Below are 20375 nucleotides of genomic sequence, written 5' to 3' on the forward strand. Positions count from 1 at the left end.
CGCGGGGGCCCCGCGTTCCCTCCAGGGGAACGCGGGGCCCCCGCGTGACATCTCAGGCCGGGCGGAAGCTGGGTTCCGCGGTCGAGACGGTGACGCTGTTGAGGAGGCGTTCGAGGGCGGCCTCGACGTCTTCCTTCCAGGTGATGGCGCTGCGCAGCTCCAGGCGCAACCGGGGCCAGCGCGGGTGCGGCCGCACGGTCTTGAAGCCGACGCTCGTGAGGAAGTCGGCGGGCGTGACGCAACTGCTCGCCTCGTCGTCCGGCCGCATGTCGCCGAACGCCTCTACCGCCTTCACGCCGCGCCGGGTCAGGTCCTTCGCCACGGCCTGCACGAGCACGCGGCCGAGTCCTCCGCCGCGGAACTCGGGGAGCACGTCGAGCGACGTCAGCAGGACCGCGTCCGGGCTGACCGGCGAGGTGGGGAAGGCAGCACTGCGCGGCACGGCAGCGGGCGGTGCGTAGAACGCCGAACCGGCCGGAATGCCGTCGCAGTAGATGAGACGGCCGCACGAACCCCACTCGAGCAGGACGCTGGAGACCCAGGCTTCCTTCTCAAACTCCGTGTCCCCGTACTCCTCGGCCTGTTCGCGCAGGTGAGGGGCCAGTTCCCAGAAGACGCACGTTCTGCTGTGCTTGGAGAGATGCTCCAGGTTGTCCAGCGTGACGCCCACGACGCGACGGGACACCCCGACCTCCACCCGTTAACACACACAGTGAACCCACACGAGCGTAGGCGAATGTGACGGAACCGGGAAGGCGCGTGCCCTGAACGGGACGACGGTTACACTCGCTCGGGACAATTCCCATTCAGGAGTCCCTCATGACGATGCCCGGACAGCCCGCCAAGCAGGGCCCCAGAAGCCTTGACCCCCACCTCCGCCGCTACGCAGCGCGCACGGCAGGGATGACGGCATCGGAGATCCGGGCACTTTTCGCAGTCGCGTCACGTCCCGAGGTGGTCTCGCTGGCGGGCGGCATGCCGCACCTGGCCGCGTTGCCGCTGGACTCGCTGTCCGCAGAGATCGGCCAGCTCGTCGCCACCGAAGGTCTCGTGGCGTTGCAGTACGGCTCGGCGCACGGTGTTCCGCTGCTGCGCGAGCAGATCTGCGACGTGATGGCGATGGAGGGCATCAACGGCCACCCGGACGACGTGGTGGTGACGGTCGGCTCGCAGATGGGCCTGGACATGGTCACCCGGATCTTCTGCGACCCCGGTGACGTGGTGATCGCGGAGGGTCCGTCGTACGTGGGGGCCCTCGGGTCGTTCACGGCCTATCAGGCGCAGGTCGTGCACGTGGCGATGGACGCCGATGGGCTCGTGCCCTCGCTGCTGCGAGAGGCGCTGGAAGCCTGCAAGCGCGCCGGGCAACGGGTGAAGTTCCTCTACACGATCCCGAACTTCCACAACCCGGCCGGCGTGACGCTGGCGGTGTCGCGACGGGCTGAGATCCTCGAGATCTGCCGCAGCTACGGCGTGCTGGTCGTGGAGGACAACCCGTACGGGCTGCTCGGGTTCGACGGGCAGACGTACCCGGCGCTGCGGTCGATGGACCCGGACAACGTCGTGTACCTCGGGTCGTTCTCGAAGACGTTCGCCGCCGGTCTGCGGGTCGGCTGGGTGCTGGCCCCGCACGCGGTGCGGGAGAAGCTGGTGCTGGCGGCCGAGTCGGCCACCCTGTGCCCGCCGACGCTGAACCAGATGATCGTGTCCCGGTACCTGTCGACGCAGGACTGGAAGGGTCAGATCAAGACCTACCGCGAGGCCTACCGCGAACGGCGGGACGCGGCGATCTCGGCGCTTGAGCAGCACATGCCGCAAGGTTCCACGTGGAACATCCCGGATGGCGGCTTCTACGTCTGGGTGACCGTGCCGGAGGGCATCGACACGAAGGCGATGCTGCCGCGTGCCGTGACCGCCCGCGTGGCGTACGCGTCCGGCACCGGTTTCTACGCGGACGGCTTCGGCTCCCGCCAGCTGCGCATCTCGTACTGCTACCCGACGCCGGAGCGCATCCGGGAGGGCGTCCGCCGCCTGGCGAACGTCATCGAGGACGAGATGCAGCTGGCCGCGACCTTCGGGGCGACGACGGGCCGGCAGCTGTCCGGTCCGCAGACCCCGTCGCCCGACACCGCCTGATCCTTGGAGTTGTGCTGTGGCTGACCGCATGGTCGCTGTGCTGTCCGGTGGGCTCTCCCACGAACGCGAGGTCTCGCTCCGCTCGGGCCGCCGGCTCTCCGCCGCGCTGCGCTCGGTGGGCGTCACCGTGGAGGAGTGGGACGCCGACGCCTCGTTGGTGACGCGGCTGCGCGAGCACCGCCCGGACGCCGTCGTCGTCGCCCTGCACGGCGGTGAGGGCGAGAACGGCTCGGTGCAGGCGATCCTGGAGATGCTCGGCGTGCCCTACGTCGGCACGGACTCGCGTGCGTGCCGCCGGGCGTGGGACAAGCCGACTGCGAAGGCTGAGCTGGCCCGTGCGGGCCTGGCGACGCCGGAGTGGGTGGTCCTGCCGCACGCGACGTTCCGGGAACTGGGTGCCAAGCCGGTGCTCGACGCGATGGTGTCGACGCTGGGGCTGCCGTTGATGCTCAAGCCGGACCAGGGCGGCTCGGCGCTGGGCGCCCAGGTGGTGCGGGATGCCGCGGAGCTGCCGCCGGCGATGGTCGGCTGCCTCGCCTACGGCGACACCGTCCTGGCCGAGCAGTTCATCGCCGGCGTCGAGGTGGCGGTCTCGGTGGTCGACGGTCCGGACGGGCCCACGGCACTGCCCGCCGTCGAGATCGTGCCGGAGACCGGCGTGTACGACTACACCGCCCGCTACACCGCCGGGCTGACCGACTTCCACGCGCCGGCCCGGCTGGACCCGGCGGCGGCGAAGGCGGTCGGCGAGCTCGCGGTCGCGGCCCACCGGTTGCTCGGGCTGCGGGACGTGTCGCGGACCGACGCGGTGGTGGCGGAGGACGGGACCGTTTACTTCCTCGAAGTGAACGTGTCGCCCGGACTGACCGAGACCTCGCTCCTGCCGATGGCCGTCGAGGCAGCGGGGCAGTCGCTGGGGGAGATCTACGCGGGGTTGGTGGAGCGCGCCGTCGCTCGCTGAGGCCCTCTGTCGACAACGGAAAACAGGTGACGCCCCGTATCCTCTCGGATGCGGGGCGTCATCGTCACCGTGACACAAGGCCCGTGGGTGATCCTATGGGCCTACTCCGAAGTCCGAATTGTCGGATTCGAGTTCATCAGGCCGACGATCCGTTCAAGATCGTCGACTGACCCGAACTCGACGACGATCCGGCCCTTTCGCTGCCCCAGTTCGACCTTCACGCGGGTGTCGAAGCTGTCCGAGAGGCGCTCGGCGAGCTCCTGCAGACCCGGCGCGTGCAACTGCTTGCGCGGGGCCTGCTTCGCCTTCGCCGGCTTCTCGTTCTTGGCGATCGTCACCGCTTCCTCGGTCGCGCGGACCGACATGCCCTCCGCGACGATCCGGGCGGCGAGCTCCTCCTGCGCGCCGGCGTCGTCGAGACCGAGCAGTGCGCGGGCGTGGCCGGCGCTGAGCACGCCCGCCGCGACCCGGCGCTGAACGGGGAGGGGGAGCTTGAGGAGGCGGATGGTGTTCGTGACGACGGGGCGGCTGCGGCCGATGCGGTCGGCGAGCTCCTCGTGCGTGACGCCGAACTCCTCCAGCAGCTGCTGGTAGGCCGCCGCCTCTTCGAGCGGGTTCAGCTGGACGCGGTGGATGTTCTCCAACAGCGCGTCGCGCAGCATCACGTCGTCTGCGGTCTGCCGCACGATCGCCGGGATGGTCTTGAGCCCGGCCTGCTGGGTGGCCCGCCACCGGCGCTCGCCCATGACGAGCTCGTAGGTGTCACCGCCGAGCTCGCGGACGACGATCGGCTGCATGAGCCCGAACTCCTTGATGGAGAACGACAGCTCGTTGATCGCGTCCGGGTCGAACACCTGGCGCGGCTGCTTCGGGTTCGTCCTGATCGCGGTGACCGCGATCTCCCGGTAGACAGCGCCCGCCACCTCGCCGACGGGGGACTGCTGGTGCTGTTGCTGGGCCTTGGCACCGTTGCCCGTCAGCACGGGCTTGATGGCGCTGGGCGCGCCGGGTGGCGGACCCTGCGGGATCAACGCGGCCAGGCCGCGCCCGAGTCCCCCCTTGCGCTGTTCCGTCATGCGCCCTCTCCCTTGGCCCCGCGCTGCGCGATCTCCTTGGCGGCGTCGAGGTAGCTCATCGACCCGCGCGAGCCGGGGTCGTAGGTCAGCACCGTCTGCCCGAAGCCCGGCGCCTCGCTGACCTTCACGCTCCGCGGGATCACCGTCCGCAGAACCGTGTCGCCGAAGTGGCTGCGCACCTCGCTCGTCACCTGGTCGGCGAGCTTGGTGCGGCCGTCGTACATCGTCAGCAGGATCGTGGAGATGCCGAGGTCCGGGTTCAGGTGGTGCTGCACGAGCTCGATGTTGCGCAGCAGCTGGCTCAGCCCCTCCAGCGCGTAGTACTCGCACTGGATCGGGATGAGCGCCTCCTGGGCGGCCACCATCGCGTTGACGGTCAGCAGGCCGAGGCTCGGCGGGCAGTCGATGAAGACGTAGTCGGGCTGGAGCTCGTCCAGTGCCTCCGGGCTCAGCGCCTCCTTGAGGCGCGACTCGCGGGACACCATGGACACGAGCTCGATCTCGGCGCCGGCGAGGTCGATCGTCGCGGGCACGCAGTAGAGGTTCGGGGACGTCGGGCTGACCTGAGCCGCCTCGGCGATGGAGATCTCACCGATGAGCACCTCGTAGACAGACGGCGTGCCGGACCGGTGCTCGACCGAGAGCGCCGTGCTCGCGTTGCCCTGCGGGTCGAGGTCGATCACGAGCGTCTTGAGCCCGTGGATGGCGAGTGCGGCGGCGAGGTTCACCGTGCTCGTCGTCTTGCCGACGCCACCCTTCTGGTTGGCGACGGTGATGACCCGCCGGTGCCTCGGGCGGGGGAGCAGGGACTCGTCAGGGTGCAGCACGTTTGCCGCACGAGCCGCCTCTTCTGCAATCGGGGTCCACACCACGGCGCTGTCATCTCCGTTTTTGGTCGGCTTCGGCTTCGGCTGGGATCCAGTTTCACGTGAAACGTCGGCAGTTTGGAACTCCGGGTACACGCTCACCGATCCCTTCGCGTCTGGCGCTCGACGATGAGCACCGTCGTCGGCACCTCAAGTACGTCCGCTCCCACGACGACGACATGTCCGTTGACGCCCCCAAGACGCCGCACAGCTGTTCCGTCGCGGTCCAACTCCTCCTGCGCGCGCTCGCCCTTGAGCGCCACCATCCGCCCGCCACCCTTGAGCAGGGGGAGGCACCACCGCGCGAGCTTGTCGAGCGGAGCAACAGCTCGCGCGGTCACCACGTCACAGTTCTTGAGGCGGTCCTTGACCGGACCCTCCTCGGCCCGCCCGCGGACCACCGCCACGTTGCTCAGGCCGAGCTTCTCGACGACCTCTTCGAGCCACGCGATCCGGCGCGCCATCGGCTCCAGGAGCGTGACCCGGAGATCGGGTCGAGCAATCGCCAGCGGCACCCCCGGCAGTCCGGCACCGGAGCCCACGTCGACAACCCGCTCGTTCGGCTGGATCACCTGCTCGATGACCGCCGAGTTGAGCACGTGCCGATTCCAAATCTTGTCGACCTCACGGGGCCCGATGAGCCCCCGCTCGACGCCGTGCTCCTCCAGGAGCCTGACGAACTCGGCGGCACGCTCGACGTGCTCACCGAAGACGAGCTTCGCGTTGTCGGGCAACTCCCCGGCCATGTTCTCCGTCCGACGTTTCACGTGAAACCACGCGGCGGCGGCGTTCCGGCGGCCGGTGGAAAAGCTGGCGAATGCCAGGGCACCATCATGACGGATGCACCGTGTGCTCCGCCAAATCCTGAGCACCGTTTCACGTGAAACTTGGGGCAAATCGTGAGACCACCCATCCACACCGTCTCCTGGAACGGTCCGGGCACCATCTCGACCATGGCGCACCCACCCGGCGGCATCCCGATCGAGGATCGGACGGCGTGGAGCCGACGGAAGCGTGGCGGCTGATCTCAGAGGCAGGCGGGCTCTCGATGCCGGACACGGGGGAGTAGTCGAACTGGCAGGAGACGTGGCGGGCGGCGCGGGTCAGGAAGTTTCACGTGGAACGGCGATCGCTGCGGTGGCTGGTCGTTGCAGTGACTGGCCGCGGCGGAATCTTCGGGCGCGGCGGTCGCCAAGCGCCAAAGAGCACAGCGGGGAAGACAGCGGGGGAGCGCAGCGTCCGCGAGGAGGGTCCCCTCCCCGCGGCTCCCTCCCCGGAGACAGCGAACGGCCCCTGGCTCCAACCGGAACCAGGGGCCGTAGGGCCGAACCTTCAGAGCATCACGGCTTCGGGAAGACGATGACCCGGCGCTGCGGCTCCTCGCCCTCGCTCTCGCTGTGCACACCCGCGACCGCGGCCACGGCGTCGTGCACGACCTTGCGCTCGAACGGGGTCATGGGGTGCAGGCGGGCGCGCTCGCCGGATGCGGCGACCTTCTCCGCGGTGGTGCGGCCGAGTTCGGCGAGCTCGGCGCGGCGGCCGGCGCGCCACTGGGCGATGTCCAGCATCAGGCGGGAGCGGACGCCCGTCTCCTGCTGGACGGCGAGGCGGGTGAGCTCCTGGAGCGACTCGAGCACGTTGCCGCGGGGGCCGACGAGCTTCGAGAGGTCCTCGCCGCCGTCGATGCTGACGACCGCGCGGCCGCCCTCCACGTCCAGGTCGATGTCACCGTCGTAGTCCAGCAGGTCCAGCAGGCGCTCGAGGTAGTCACCCGCGATGTCGCCTTCCTGGACGAGCAGGTCCTCGGTCTTGCCCGGCGACTGCGACTCCGACTCTGACTGCGTCTCCGACTGCGGCTCGGCCTCGTCCGACGACGACGCCTCCACGTCGGTCGCCTGCAAGGTCTCCGACACGATGTCTCCTCTCCGGGGCGAACGCCCGAAATCAGCGGCGCTTCTTGCTGCCCGGCTTCTTGCTGGTGGATCGGCCTGGGGTCAGGCCGGGAATCTCGGTGTTGGAGTTGCCGTTCACGTCGGCCGGGGAGTCCGGCTTCTGCGCGGCCGGCGAGCCGCCGGGGCCCGCGGTCGGCATGCGCTTCGCACCGTTGGCCGGCTTGACGCCGGGTGCGGGCTTCTTCGGGTTGACCGGCTTCACGCCCGGCTTGGGAGCGAGGGCCTGGCGGGTGGTCACCGCGGTGGCCTTCTTCTCCTCTTCCTCCGCGTCGATGCGGCGGTAGACGACGTACTGCTGGCCGAGCGTCCACGCGTTGTTGGAGAGCCAGTACAGCAGGATCGCGACGGGGAAGAAGAAGCCACCGACCAGGACACCGATCGGGAACAAGTACAGGGTCAGCTTGTTCATGATGGCCGTCTGCGGGTTGTCCAGCGCGGCCTGGTTCTGGCGGGCGACCGAGTGGCGGGCCGTGAAGTGGGTCGCGATGGACGCCACGATCATCAGCGGCACGGACACGAGGATGACGTTCAGGCGCTCGGTGCCGAACTGCGCGAGCTGGTCGGCCGGCATCGTGATGAACGTCGACAGGTTGGTGCCGAAGAGCTTGGCGTTGACGAACGAGTCGACGCCCTGCTTGTCGAAGAAGTAGACCTCGCCCCAGCCGGGCTTGAACGACCGCAGCACGTGGAACAGACCGATGAACACCGGGATCTGCACCAGCATCGGCAGGCAGCCGCCGAGCGGGTTCACGCCGTGCTCGGACTGCAGCTTCTGCATCTCCTGCGCCTGGCGCTGGCGGTCGTTCGGGTACTTCTTCTTGATCTTCTGCATCTCCGGGGCGAACTCCTGCATCCGCCGCATGGAGCGCACCTGGCCGACGAACGGCTTGAACAGGATGGCGCGCAGGGTGAAGACCAGGAAGATGACGGACAGCGCCCAGGCGAAGCCGCTCGACTCACCGAACACCTTGCCGAACACCCAGTGCCAACACCACAAGATGAAGGACACCGGGTAGTAGATGAAGTTGAGCACGAGCTACTCCTCGGTGGATACATCGGGGACCTGCCGCCTCGGCGGTACCGGGTCCAGGCCTCCAGGGTGCCAGGGTCCGCAGCGCAGCAACCGGCGGATGGTCAGCCAGGTTCCGCGGAACGCCCCGTGGACGGTCAACGCCTCCACCGCGTACGCACTGCAGCTCGGGTAGAAGCGGCACGTGGGCGGCAGCAGGGGCGAGATGAAACGCCGGTAGAAGTGCACCGGCAACAGCGCGACCTTCGCGGGCAACGTGGTCATCGCAGCACCTTCCGCAGAGCGGAGGAGAAGTCGGCGGCCAGGTCGGCGCTCGACGCCACCGCTGCAGAAGGCAACGCACGCACCACGACGAGAGTTCCGGCGGGCATGCCGGAGAGGTGTTCGCGCACCACGTGCCGCAGGCGGCGGTAGACGCGGTGGCGAACGACGGAGTTGCCGACGGCCTTGCTCACGACGAAGCCCACCTTGGACGAATCCAAGGTGGGCACGTCTGGCGTCAAGGCGTGGACGACCAACCGGGGCCGTCCAGCGCGGCGGCCTCGGCGAACCACCAGGCCGAAGTCCTGGCTGCGGGTGAGCCGGGCGGCCGCTGGAAGCACGACGACGCTGCGCTTACCAGCTGTCAGGCAGACAGCGTGGCACGGCCCTTGCTGCGGCGCGCGGCCAGAATGGCGCGGCCGGCGCGGGTCCGCATGCGCAGCCGGAAGCCGTGCGTCTTCGCGCGGCGGCGGTTGTTGGGCTGGAAGGTGCGCTTACCCTTGCTCACGGTCGGTTCTCCCGGTGCTTCACTGCTGACAAAGCCTCTGTGGTCGTCCCCGACGGCAGTAGACGTAGGCGCGCGAAAGGCGCCCGTCGCAAGCGGGAGACTCATCTGAGGGTACGCACCCCCGGGTGCCGCGACCAAATCGGGGTGGGCCAAGCCACGTCTTGTCGGGCGCCCGCACCCTTGTTACCGTTCTTCCCTCGCGCGTGCCGGGCCGGTGTGGGAGCCGCCAGCACCGGCTACACAACGCACCTTTTAGTGCACAGTTGTGGATAACTCTGTGGATACCTCTATTCTCCGTGTCCACATGTGGAGTCACGGACTCCGGTGGAGGGGAGGGGAGCGCGGGGTGTCGAACCAGCAGGTCGACCTTGGTCACGTGTGGGCCGAGGTGGTGCAGGAGCTGGCCGCGAGCCACCTGTCCCCTCAGCAGCGCGCGTGGATGAGGGTCACCCGTCCGATCGGTCTGCTGGACGGGACCGCCCTGCTCGCCGCACCGAGCGACTTCGCGAAAGAGGCGATCGAACGCGCGCTGCGCGACCCGATCACCGACGCGCTGTCCCGCAGGCTCGGCCGTTCCGTCTCGCTGGCGGTGAAGGTCGACTCCCCGGAACCGGTCAGCCCGCCGACCGCGCCGATCTCGGTCCACGCCGTCCAAGCGGCGCAGGTGGGGCAGCCCGTTCCGGTCGCGCCGGTCCCTCCGGTCGTCGTCACCGGCGACACGCCCGGCCCCGTGGACGAGGGTGCGGAGCCTGCGGAGGGCAGCGACTCGGACGAGGTCGACGAAGCCGGCGACGCGCTCGCCGCCGTCACCGAGATCTGGCCGACGTTCAACTCCGCGAGTTCGACCACGGCCGCACCGCCCAACGGGAACATGCCGTACACCCGGCCCGCGAACCCGTCGCCGTCGCAGACCCGGCTGAACGAGAAGTACAACTTCGACACGTTCGTCATCGGCGCCTCGAACCGGTTCGCCCACGCCGCCGCGGTCGCGGTGGCCGAAGCACCGGCCCGCGCCTACAACCCGCTCTTCATCTGGGGTGAGAGCGGCCTCGGCAAGACGCACCTGCTGCACGCCGTCGGGCACTACGCCCAGCGCCTGTTCCCCGGCATGCGCGTGCGGTACGTGTCGACCGAGGAGTTCACCAACGACTTCATCAACTCGCTGCGCGACGACCGCAAGGTCGCCTTCCAGCGCCGCTACCGGGACATCGACGTCCTCCTCGTGGACGACATCCAGTTCCTGGAGGGCAAGGAAGGCACGCAGGAGGAGTTCTTCCACACGTTCAACACGCTCCACAACACGAACAAGCAGATCGTGGTGTCGAGCGACCGGCCGCCCAAGCGGCTGGAGACGCTGGAGGACCGCCTGCGCACGCGGTTCGAGTGGGGCCTGATCACGGACATCCAGCCGCCCGAGCTGGAGACCCGGATCGCGATCCTGCGCAAGAAGGCGGCCCAGGACCGGCTCGCGGCCCCGGCCGACGTGCTGGAGTTCATCGCCTCCCGCGTCGAGCGGAACATCCGCGAGCTGGAGGGCGCGCTCATCCGCGTCACGGCGTTCGCGTCGCTCAACCGCCAGCCGGTCGACATCCAGCTCGCCGAGATCGTGTTGCGCGACCTCATCCCGGACTCGCACGCGCCGGAGATCACCGCCCCGACGATCATGGCGGTCACCGCCGAGTTCTTCGGCGTCTCGATCGACGACCTGTGCGGTCCCGGCAAGACGAAGGCGCTCGCGCAGGCGCGGCAGATCTCCATGTACCTGTGCCGCGAGCTGACCGACCTGTCGCTGCCGAAGATCGGTCAGACGTTCGGCGGCCGCGACCACACGACCGTCATGCACGCGGACAAGAAGATCCGCAAGGAGATGGCAGAGCGCCGGCGCATCTACGACCAGGTCCAGGAGCTCACCTCCCGGATCAAGCAGCGCGCCCGCCACGCTCCCTGATCCCACCCGGGTAAGACGCCAAGGGGTTCCTCCACCGCGGAGGGACCCCTTCTTCTTCGCGCCGCGTCCGCGCCACGCGGTGAGCTCTCACCCGGGCGGGAGCGGCCGCGGGGTCCCCGCACACCCGGGGAGGGGACGGGGGAGCGCCGCGCGACCCGGGTGGAGAGGGGCGGCCGGGCCCGGGTGGAGGAGGCGTGGAGGAGGTCCAACCGGGTGCGGAGCGGGCAACATCGTCTGCCCGCGCACTCGAAGGGGTGGGGACAACTGGAAAAGTGTGAGACCCGGGCCACGATCCGGCCACGAAAGCCTGTTGAACACCCGGGTACAACTGCCCCGCACCCGGGGACGCACCCGGGGACAACTGTGGACGATCTGTGGATCGAGACCTGTGTACAACTGGCTGTCCCCGGGTGCGCCGGTTTGTCCCCGGGTGCCATCCCCCTGTAGTCCACATGCGGTGAGGTGTCTTGACCTGGGCGTTCAAGGGATGTCCACACAATCCACAGCCCCTACTGTTACTGCTGTTGATCTCTTCAAGAGAAGTTCTTCAAAAGCAAAACAGCGTGGACGGCTCCCGGGGATCGGTGCCCGAACCCCGAAGTGACGCGGAGGGCCAGGACGCTCTACCGTGGTGCTCCGCCCTCGGCCATCGAGGACACTCAGGCCGGGACGAGGCTCCCCCACCCCCACTGGCACGTTGTCGTGGTCGGGCTTGTCGACTGTCGAGGAAAGGACGCCTCATGAAGATCCGCGTCGAGCGCGACGGCCTGGCCGACGCCGTCGCCTGGGTCGCACGCAGCCTCCCGTCCCGTCCGCCCGTTCCCGTGCTGGGCGGCGTGCTGCTCGACGCGGAATCGGAAGACTCGCTGACCGTCTCCGGGTTCGACTACGAGGTCTCCGCCCAGGTCGGTGTCCCCGCCACGATCGCCGACGGTGGCCGCGCCCTCGTCTCCGGCCGTCTGCTCGCCGACATCACCAAGGCGCTCCCGAACCACCCCGTCGAGATCGCGGTCGACGGTGCTCGCATGACGATCAGCTGTGGCAGTGCCCGGTTCAGCCTCCCGACGATGCCGGTCGAGGACTACCCCGCGCTGCCGTCCATGCCGCAGCTGATCGGTGAGCTCCCCGGCGAGGTCTTCGGCGAGGCGGTCAGCCAGGTCGCCGTCGCGGCCGGCAAGGACGACACGCTCCCGATGCTCACCGGCGTCCGGGTCGAGATCGGCGAGGGCAAGCTGACCCTCGTGGCGACCGACCGGTTCCGCCTGGCGATGCGCGAGTTCCCGTGGGAGCCCGACGCGTCCCTCGGCGAGGTCGCCGTCCTGGTCCCCGCCCGCACCCTCGGCGACGCTGCCAAGACGCTCGGCTCCGGCGGCAGCAAGGTCGAGATGTCGCTCGCGGCCAACGACGGGCTGCTCGGCCTGTCCGGTTCCGGCAAGCGCACGACGACCCGCCTGCTCGACGCCGACTTCCCGAAGTACCGCCAGCTGCTGCCCTCCGAGCACTCGGCCGCGGCGATCATCGACATCGACGCCCTGCAGCAGGCGATCAAGCGCGTGTCGCTGGTCGCCGAGCGCGGCACCCAGGTCCGCCTCGAGTTCGTGGACGGCGGCCTGCGCCTGTCCGCCGGTGGCGACGACGAGGGGTCGGCCGAGGAGGAGCTGCCGGTCGAGTACACCGGCGAGCCGGTCACGATCGCGTTCAACCCGGGCTACCTGCTCGACGGCCTCGGTGCCGTCCGCACGCAGAAGGTCCACTTGTCCTTCACCACACCCAGCCGACCGGCGTTGCTGAAGCCGGTGGACGAGGATGGGAACGTGGCGCCGGGCTACCTGTACCTGCTGATGCCCGTCCGCCTTCCCGGCTGAGAAAACCCTTACCGGGTACCAGAAACGTTAGGGGAGAACACCGTGCAGCTCGGACTCGTCGGCCTCGGCAAGATGGGTTTCAACATGCGCGAGCGGGTGCGCCGTGCCGGTCACGAGGTGATCGGCTACGACCGCAACCCGGAGGTCAGCGACTCGGAGTCGCTGGCGGACATGGTGTCCAAGCTCGAAGCACCGCGCACGGTGTGGGTGATGGTGCCGGCCGGCGAGATCACCAGGAACACGGTCAAGGAGCTCAAGGAGCTGCTGGAGCCGGGTGACCTGGTCATCGACGGCGGCAACTCGAAGTTCACCGACGACCAGGTCCACGCCGAACTGCTCGCGGAGAAGAGCATCGGCTACCTCGACTGCGGTGTGTCCGGCGGCGTGTGGGGCCTGGAGAACGGCTACGCGCTCATGGTCGGCGGTGCCGCCGAGCACGTCGAGCAGGCGCAGCCGATCTTCGACGCGCTCCGCCCCGAGGGTCCGCGCGAGGAGGGCTTCGCGCACGCGGGCAAGGTCGGTGCCGGCCACTACTCGAAGATGGTGCACAACGGCATCGAGTACGGCCTGATGCAGGCGTACGCCGAGGGCTTCGAGCTGCTCGACAAGACCGATGTCGTCGACAACGTGCCCGGCGTCATCACGGCGTGGCAGCGCGGCACGGTCGTGCGCTCGTGGCTGCTCGACCTGCTGGTGCGCGCGCTCGAGTCCGACCCGGAGCTCGACGACCTGCGCGGGTACGTCGAGGACTCCGGCGAGGGCCGGTGGACCGTCGAGGAGGGAATCAACAACGCGGTGCCGCTGCCGGTGATCTCCGCCGCGCTCTTCGCCCGGTTCACCTCCCGCCAAGAGGACTCGCCGGCCATGCGCGCCGTCGCCGCTCTGCGCAACCAGTTCGGCGGTCACTCGGTGCACCTCGCCGGTCCGTCGTCCGGTTCGGGCAGCACCCAGGGCTAACGGGTGCACGTCAGACACCTCCAGGTCAGCGACTTCCGCTCGTGGGAGCGGGCCGACCTGGCCTTCGAGCCCGGTGTGTCGGTGCTCGTCGGGCGCAACGGCCAGGGCAAGACGAACCTGGTCGAGGCGCTCGGGTACGTGGCGACGCTGGGCTCGCACCGCGTCGCCACGGACGCACCCCTGATCCGGCACGGCGCCCAGCGCGCCGTCGTGCGGACGGCCGTGGTCAACGACGACCGCGAGCTGCTCGTCGAGATCGAGATCACGGCGGGCAAGGCGAACCGGGCCAGGATCAACCGCGGGCCGGTCCCGCGTCCGCGTGACGTGCTCGGCATCCTGCGGACCGTGCTGTTCGCGCCGGAGGACCTCTCCCTCGTGCGCGGCGATCCGGGGGACCGGCGGCGGTTCCTCGACGAGGTGCTGGTGCTGCGCTCGCCGAGGTTCGCGGGCGTGCGCAGCGACTACGACCGGGTGCTGAAGCAGCGCAGCGCGTTGTTGAAGACGGTGAAGCACAGCAGGTCGGCCGACCTGTCGACGCTCGACGTCTGGGACGGGCACCTGGCCAAGCACGGCGCCGAGCTGCTGGCCGCGCGGTTGAAGCTGGTCCGCGACATGGCGGACCACGTGACCACGGCCTACGCGGAGGTGGCGCCGGAGTCGCGACCGGCGCTCATCTCCTACCGGTCGAGCGTCGGCGACCTGCCGGAGGACCGGGAGAGCATCGAGGACCTGCTGCTCGCCGAGCTGGACCGGGTGCGCAGGCAGGAGATCGAACGGGGGGTGTGCCTGGTCGGCCCGCACCGCGACGACCTCGAGCTGACGCTGGGCGAGCTCCCCGCGAAGGGCTACGCCAGTCACGGAGAGTCGTGGTCGTTCGCGCTCGCGCTGCGGCTCGGCGGGTACGAGCTCATGCGTGTCGACGGCATCGAACCGGTGCTCGTGCTGGACGATGTGTTCGCGGAGCTCGACCGCGGCCGGCGCCGGCAGCTCGCGAAGTTCGCTGCCGCCGCGGAGCAGGTGCTGATCACCGCCGCGGTGGCGGAGGACGTGCCGGACGAGCTCAGCGGCGCCCGGTTCGAGGTGCACGGCGGGGAGGTGCGGCGTGTCTGAGCGAAGGCCTGACTCCGGGGGTACGGACCCCCAAGATGTAGCTCGATCGGGTGTGTCCGCCCACACATCTGGGGACAAGTCTGTGGATGGTGTGGATAACTCCGTCACAAATCGGGACTTGTCCACAGGTTCATTCACACCTGAGGGTGAGCAGCTGCGGGGTTCGGACCTCGCGCGGGCGGCGCTGGAGGCCGCGAAGGCCAGTGCGAAGGCCCGCGGCCGCACGCCCGGCAGCAAGGCGAAGGGCCGACCGGTCAACCGCAGCCGTCGGCGCTGGTCGGGGCCGGGACCGGACGACCGCGACCCCCAGGCGATCGGCCGCATCGCGTCGCGCATCGCCGCGGACCGCGGCTGGGTCGAGCAGCTGCAGGGCGGCCAGGTGTTCGGGCGGTGGGCGAAGCTGGTGGGGGAGGAGCTCGCCGAGCACGCGCAACCGATCACTCTCAGTGATGGTGAGCTGACGGTCCAGGCGTCGTCCACGGCGTGGGCCACCCAGCTGCGCCTGCTCCAGCGCGACCTGCTGAAGAGGATCGCGGCCGGGGTCGGCAACGGTGTCGTGACCCGGCTCAGGATCAAAGGCCCCGACGCACCCAACTGGCGTCACGGGCCCAGGCACGTTCCCGGCCGCGGCCCGCGTGACACCTACGGGTGAGCCGCTGTCAAGGGCTCAGCGGCCGTTCTGTGGCTCAATGAGCGTTCACCTGGGGATTTGAACCCCCTTTTCGGCCGTCCGCACCCATCCACGCGCGCTTGAGGGCGTCTGTGACCGAATCAAAGGTGTCCTTGACCCCGTTCTGTCGGTGTGCCCCGGTAGAATCAGGGGAGAGCGTCACCACAACCCGGGAAGTCGGGGAACACAGTGCGGGCCCCGCCCGCATCAGCGAGGAGACTCCAGGCCCGTGTCAGCTAAGAAGAATGAGTACGACGCGTCCTCGATCACCGTCCTCGAGGGTCTTGAGGCAGTGCGCAAGAGGCCGGGCATGTACATCGGCTCGACCGGTGAGCGCGGTCTGCACCACCTCGTCCAAGAGGTTGTGGACAACTCGGTCGACGAGGCGATGGCCGGCTTCGCGACGACGGTCGACGTCACCCTGCTCGCCAACGGCGGCGTCCGGGTCATCGACGACGGCCGCGGCATCCCCGTCGACGTGCACCCGGTCGAGGGCAAGCCGACCGTCGAGGTCGTGCTCACCGTGCTGCACGCGGGCGGCAAGTTCGACAGCGACTCCTACGCGGTCTCCGGCGGTCTGCACGGCGTCGGCATCTCCGTGGTGAACGCGCTGTCCACGGCCGTCGAGGTCGAGATCAAGCGCCAGGGCTACGTCTGGAGCCAGCGCTACGAGAACTCGAAGCCCGCGCACGACCTGCGCCAGGGCGAGCCGACCGACGAGACGGGCACGACCGTCACGTTCTGGGCGGACCCGAACATCTTCGAGACCACCGAGTACAACGTCGAGACGATCGCACGCCGGCTGCAGGAGATGGCGTTCCTCAACAAGGGGATCACCATCGTGCTGCGCGACGAGCGGGTCTCGGAGGAGGACGAGGAGGCCGACGCCGAGGGCCACCAGGCCGCGGTGAAGGAACGCGTCTACCACTACCCGGGTGGTCTGGAGGACTTCGTCCGCCACATCAACCACACGCGCGAGGCCGTGCACCAGAAGGTGATCGGCTTCGAGGCGCAGGGCGAGGACCTGCAGGTCGAGGTCGCGATGCAGTGGAACACCGGCTACACGGCCTCGGTCTACACCTTCGCGAACACGATCAACACGCACGAGGGCGGCACGCACGAGGAGGGCTTCCGCGCCGCGTTGACGCGAGTCGTCAACGAGTACGCGCGCGAGAAGAAGCTGCTCAAGGAGAAGGACACCAACCTCACCGGCGACGACATCCGCGAGGGTCTCGCCGCGATCATCTCGGTGAAGTTGAAGGAGCCCCAGTTCGAGGGCCAGACGAAGACCAAGCTGGGCAACAGCGAGGCCAAGTCGTTCGTGCAGAAGTCGACGAACGAGCACCTGGCCGACTGGTTCGAGCGCCACCCCAACGAGGCCAGGGCGATCGTCACCAAGTCGGTGTCGTCGGCGCAGGCCCGCATCGCCGCCCGCAAGGCCCGCGAGCTGGTCCGCCGCAAGGGCGCGCTCGACATCGGCGGCCTGCCCGGCAAGCTCAAGGACTGCCGCTCGACCGAGCCGGAGCGCTGCGAGCTCTACATCGTCGAGGGCGACTCGGCAGGCGGCTCGGCCAAGGAGGGGCGCGACTCGATGTACCAGGCGATCCTGCCGATCCGCGGCAAGATCATCAACGTCGAGAAGGCCCGCATCGACCGCGTCCTCAAGAACACCGAGGTCCAGTCGCTGATCACGGCACTGGGCACCGGCATCCACGACGAGTTCGACCTGTCGAAGCTGCGCTACCACAAGATCGTGCTGATGGCCGACGCCGACGTCGACGGCCAGCACATCCGCACGCTGCTGCTCACGCTGCTGTTCCGCTTCATGCAGCCGCTCATCGAGCACAACCACGTCTACCTCGCGCAGCCGCCGCTCTACAAGATCAAGTGGCAGCGCGCGGAGCCGGAGTACGTCTACTCCGACCGCGAGCGCGACGCCGTGATCAAGGCGGGCCTCGAGGGCGGCAAGCGCCTGGGCAAGGACGACAACATCCAGCGGTACAAGGGTCTCGGCGAGATGAACGCCGAGGAGCTGTGGGAGACCACGATGGACCCGGCGAACCGGATCCTGCGGCAGGTCACCATGGACGACGCGGCCACCGCCGACGAGCTGTTCAGCGTGCTCATGGGCGAGGACGTCGAGGCACGCCGTTCGTTCATCACCCGCAACGCCAAGAGCATCAAGTTCCTGGACATCTGAGTCCGGCTTGCGCACCTAGGCGTCCTGGCGTTTCTGGCGAGAAGGAAAGAGAACAGTGACCGAGACGACTCTGCCGCCGGACCACGACCGCATCGAGCCGGTCGAGATCCAGCAGGAGATGCAGAACTCGTACATCAACTACGCGATGTCCGTCATCGTGGGTCGTGCGCTGCCGGACGTGCGTGACGGGTTGAAGCCCGTGCACGTCCGCGTTCTGTACTCGATGTTCGACTCCGGCTTCCGTCCCGACCGCGGCTTCAACAAGTGCGCCCGCGTCGTCGGCGACGTGATGGGCAACTACCACCCGCACGGCGACTCGGCGATCTACGACGCGCTGGTGCGCCTCGCGCAGCCGTGGGCGCTGCGCTACCCGCTGATCCAGGGCCAGGGCAACTTCGGCTCGCCGGGCAACGACCCCGCCGCCGCCATGCGGTACACGGAGTGCCGGCTCTCCCCGTTGGCCATGCACATGCTGGCCGACATCGAGGAAGAGACCGTCGACTTCCGCGACAACTACGACGGCCGCATCCAGGAGCCGACGGTCCTGCCGTCGCGCATCCCGAACCTGCTGATCAACGGCAGCTCCGGCATCGCGGTCGGCATGGCGACCAACATCCCGCCGCACAACCTCCGCGAGGTCGCGGAGGGCGTCGTGTGGGCGCTCGACAACCACGAGGCCTCCGACGAGGAGACCCTCGAAGCGATGATCGCCCGGATCAAGGGCCCCGACTTCCCGACGTACGGCCAGATCCTCGGCACCTCCGGCATCGAGGACGCCTACCGCACCGGCCGCGGCTCGGTCCGCATGCGCGCCGTCGTCGAGATGGACGAGGACGCCAAGGGCCGCACGATCCTGGTCGTCACCGAGCTGCCGTACCAGGTCAACCCGGACAACCTGGTCGAGAACATCGCCGCCCTGGTGCGCGACGGCAAGCTCACCGGCATCGCGAACATCGCCGACGAGTCGAACCGCCGCATCGGCATGCGCATCGTGATCACGCTCAAGCGCGACGCGGTGGCCAAGGTCGTGCTGAACAACCTCTACAAGCACACCCAGCTGCAGTACTCGTTCGGCGTCAACATGCTGGCGCTGGTCGACGGCGTGCCGCGCACGCTGCGGATCGACCAGATGATCCGCCACTACGTGAAGCACCAGATCGAGGTCATCCAGCGGCGGACCAGGTTCCGCCTGCGCAAGGCCGAAGAGCGCGCCCACATCCTGCGCGGACTGGTGAAGGCGCTCGACCAGCTCGACGCCGTCATCGCGTTGATCCGCCGGTCCGAGACCCCGGACATCGCGCGCACGGGCCTGATGGACCTCCTCGAGGTCGACGAGATCCAGGCCAACGCGATCCTGGAGATGCAGCTCCGCCGCCTGGCCGCCCTCGAACGCCAGAAGATCATCGACCAGCTGGCCGAGATCGAGCTGGAGATCGCGGACCTCGCCGACATCCTCGAGAAGCCCGAGCGGCAGCGCAAGATCGTCCGCGACGAGCTCATCGCGATCGTGGACAAGTTCGGCGACGACCGCCGCACGAAGATCATCCCGTTCGACGGCGACGTGTCCATGGAGGACCTGATCGCGGTCGAGGACGTGGTCGTCACGATCACCCGCACCGGCTACGCGAAGCGCACCAAGACCGACCTCTACCGGGCGCAGAAGCGCGGCGGCAAGGGCGTGCAGGGCGCGCAGCTCAAGCAGGACGACATCGTCGCCCACTTCTTCGTGTGCTCCACCCACGACTGGATCCTGTTCTTCACGAACAAGGGCCGGGTGTACCGCGCGAAGGCGTACGAGCTGCCCGAGGCCAACCGCAACGCCCGCGGCCAGCACGTCGCGAACCTCCTCGCGTTCCAGCCGGAGGAGGAGATCGCGCAGGTCATCCAGATCAAGAACTACGACGTGTCGCCGTACCTCGTGCTCGCGACGCGCAAGGGTTTGGTCAAGAAGTCCAAGTTGTCCGACTTCGATTCCAACCGATCGGGTGGACTAATCGGCATCAACCTGCGCGAGGACGACGAGTTGGTCGGAGCCGTGCTGTGCTCGGCTGATGACGACCTGCTCATGGTGTCCGCGGACGGCCAGTCGATCCGCTTCCACGCGACCGACGACGTGCTGCGCCCCATGGGCCGCGCCACCTCGGGCGTGCAGGGCATGCGGTTCAACGCCGACGACGAGCTGCTTTCCGTCGGCGTCGTCCAGGAGGGTCTCTTCGTTTTGGTCGCGACGGACGGTGGGTACTCGAAGCGAACTCCGATCGAGGACTACCCGGTCCAGGGTCGGGGCGGCAAGGGTGTGCTGACCATTCAGCACGACCGCCGACGTGGCAGGCTGGTCGGAGCGCTCATCGTCGACGTCGACGACGAGCTCTACGCCATCACCTCGAGCGGCGGGGTCATCCGGACCCGCGCCGAGCAGGTGCGCAAGGCAGGCCGGCAGACGAAGGGCGTGCGGCTGATGAACCTCGGCGAAAGCACCACTTTGATCGCGGTCGCACGCAACGCGGATGAGCCCAGCGACGTCGTTAACGGTGAGACGTCTGCCGCGGAGGGCTCTGCCGCCGACCAGGCAGAAACCCCGACCGACTCGGCTGAGTAGTCGGGCATCAGCGAGAGGCCAAGGACAAGCTCGTGACTCCACCCGAGAACCGCGAAGGCCGGGACGCGGACAAGACCGCGGTGATCACCAAGCCGACGCCGCAATCCGCGGCGAAGTCGGCCGACGACGCCGGGAAGACCGCGCCCGCGGCCTCCGGTTCCTCGGGTGGGAACGGGCAGGACACCTCGGCCCAGGACAAGACGAAGCCGGTCTCCGCCGACACGGCCAAGGCCGTT

At 68.8% G+C, this 20375-nt stretch carries 18 protein-coding genes; 9 read left to right on the plus strand and 9 right to left on the minus strand.

Translation table 11 applies throughout. The features are described 5' to 3' along the window. Window positions 1-52: 52 nt before the first annotated feature. Window positions 53-685 (minus strand): GNAT family N-acetyltransferase, encoded by a 633-nt coding sequence (locus ACZ7CD_RS04000; RefSeq protein ID WP_458429837.1) that lies wholly within the window; start codon window positions 683-685, stop codon window positions 53-55. 134 nt (window positions 686-819) lie between these two features. Here ACZ7CD_RS04000 and ACZ7CD_RS04005 point away from each other — a divergent pair, with 134 nt between their 5' ends. Both ACZ7CD_RS04005 and ACZ7CD_RS04010 read left to right on the plus strand, forming a co-directional pair. Beyond that, window positions 820-2136 carry an aminotransferase-like domain-containing protein gene (locus ACZ7CD_RS04005; protein WP_360397097.1) on the plus strand — a complete coding sequence of 439 codons (1317 nt, stop codon included), beginning with the start codon at window positions 820-822 and terminating at the stop codon, window positions 2134-2136. A 16-nt stretch (window positions 2137-2152) separates the two neighbouring features. Continuing rightward, entirely contained in the window at window positions 2153-3097 is a 945-nt protein-coding gene (locus tag ACZ7CD_RS04010) for a D-alanine--D-alanine ligase family protein (RefSeq protein WP_360397096.1), read from the plus strand. Window positions 3098-3198: 101 nt separating this feature from the next. On the opposite strand, the gene ACZ7CD_RS04015 is transcribed toward ACZ7CD_RS04010, so the two are convergent. The 8 genes from ACZ7CD_RS04015 to rpmH all read right to left on the minus strand — a co-directional run bounded on the left by ACZ7CD_RS04015 (window position 3199) and on the right by rpmH (window position 8790). Beyond that, window positions 3199-4173, minus strand: a complete 975-nt coding sequence (locus ACZ7CD_RS04015; protein ID WP_360397095.1) for a ParB/RepB/Spo0J family partition protein — start codon at window positions 4171-4173, stop codon at window positions 3199-3201. Further along, window positions 4170-5045: a ParA family protein gene (locus ACZ7CD_RS04020; RefSeq protein WP_360397094.1), complete on the minus strand. Its 876-nt coding sequence runs from the start codon at window positions 5043-5045 to the stop codon at window positions 4170-4172. Before ACZ7CD_RS04020 ends, ACZ7CD_RS04015 begins: the two co-directional genes overlap by 4 nt. Before the next feature lie 92 nt (window positions 5046-5137). Then, the gene (rsmG, locus tag ACZ7CD_RS04025; RefSeq protein WP_360397113.1) at window positions 5138-5785 is read right to left on the minus strand and encodes a 16S rRNA (guanine(527)-N(7))-methyltransferase RsmG; all 648 of its coding nucleotides are present in this window, start codon (window positions 5783-5785) and stop codon (window positions 5138-5140) included. Between the two features lie 594 nt (window positions 5786-6379). Then, on the minus strand, window positions 6380-6952 hold the full coding sequence (locus ACZ7CD_RS04030) for a Jag family protein (RefSeq protein WP_360397093.1): 573 nt from the start codon (window positions 6950-6952) through the stop codon (window positions 6380-6382). A gap of 31 nt (window positions 6953-6983) precedes the next feature. Continuing rightward, window positions 6984-8024: a membrane protein insertase YidC gene (yidC, locus tag ACZ7CD_RS04035; protein ID WP_360397092.1), complete on the minus strand. Its 1041-nt coding sequence runs from the start codon at window positions 8022-8024 to the stop codon at window positions 6984-6986. Between the two features lie 3 nt (window positions 8025-8027). Continuing rightward, window positions 8028-8285, minus strand: a complete 258-nt coding sequence (gene yidD / locus ACZ7CD_RS04040; RefSeq protein ID WP_360397091.1) for a membrane protein insertion efficiency factor YidD — start codon at window positions 8283-8285, stop codon at window positions 8028-8030. Further along, window positions 8282-8623, minus strand: coding sequence for a ribonuclease P protein component (rnpA, locus tag ACZ7CD_RS04045; RefSeq protein WP_360397090.1), 342 nt, complete (start codon window positions 8621-8623; stop codon window positions 8282-8284). Before rnpA ends, yidD begins: the two co-directional genes overlap by 4 nt. A 23-nt stretch (window positions 8624-8646) precedes the next feature. Then, window positions 8647-8790 carry a 50S ribosomal protein L34 gene (gene rpmH, locus ACZ7CD_RS04050; protein WP_030465619.1) on the minus strand — a complete coding sequence of 48 codons (144 nt, stop codon included), beginning with the start codon at window positions 8788-8790 and terminating at the stop codon, window positions 8647-8649. A gap of 346 nt (window positions 8791-9136) precedes the next feature. On the opposite strand from rpmH, the gene dnaA reads away from it, so the two are divergent. The 7 genes from dnaA to gyrA all read left to right on the plus strand — a co-directional run bounded on the left by dnaA (window position 9137) and on the right by gyrA (window position 20139). Next, window positions 9137-10738 (plus strand): chromosomal replication initiator protein DnaA, encoded by a 1602-nt coding sequence (gene dnaA, locus ACZ7CD_RS04055; RefSeq protein ID WP_470378280.1) that lies wholly within the window; start codon window positions 9137-9139, stop codon window positions 10736-10738. Window positions 10739-11478: 740 nt separating this feature from the next. Further along, window positions 11479-12603, plus strand: coding sequence for a DNA polymerase III subunit beta (gene dnaN, locus ACZ7CD_RS04060; protein WP_360397088.1), 1125 nt, complete (start codon window positions 11479-11481; stop codon window positions 12601-12603). A 42-nt stretch (window positions 12604-12645) separates the two neighbouring features. Continuing rightward, window positions 12646-13560 carry a phosphogluconate dehydrogenase (NAD(+)-dependent, decarboxylating) gene (gnd, locus tag ACZ7CD_RS04065; RefSeq protein ID WP_470372907.1) on the plus strand — a complete coding sequence of 305 codons (915 nt, stop codon included), beginning with the start codon at window positions 12646-12648 and terminating at the stop codon, window positions 13558-13560. 3 nt (window positions 13561-13563) lie between these two features. Beyond that, the gene (recF, locus tag ACZ7CD_RS04070; protein WP_470378281.1) at window positions 13564-14670 is read left to right on the plus strand and encodes a DNA replication/repair protein RecF; all 1107 of its coding nucleotides are present in this window, start codon (window positions 13564-13566) and stop codon (window positions 14668-14670) included. Between the two features lie 118 nt (window positions 14671-14788). After that, the gene (locus ACZ7CD_RS04075; RefSeq protein WP_360397085.1) at window positions 14789-15322 is read left to right on the plus strand and encodes a DciA family protein; all 534 of its coding nucleotides are present in this window, start codon (window positions 14789-14791) and stop codon (window positions 15320-15322) included. Between the two features lie 247 nt (window positions 15323-15569). Further along, entirely contained in the window at window positions 15570-17540 is a 1971-nt protein-coding gene (gyrB, locus tag ACZ7CD_RS04080; protein ID WP_360397084.1) for a DNA topoisomerase (ATP-hydrolyzing) subunit B, read from the plus strand. 55 nt (window positions 17541-17595) lie between these two features. After that, window positions 17596-20139, plus strand: coding sequence for a DNA gyrase subunit A (gene gyrA / locus ACZ7CD_RS04085; protein WP_470369754.1), 2544 nt, complete (start codon window positions 17596-17598; stop codon window positions 20137-20139). Window positions 20140-20375: the final 236 nt, after the last annotated feature.

This window comes from Lentzea sp. NPDC036949 (assembly GCF_055608075.1).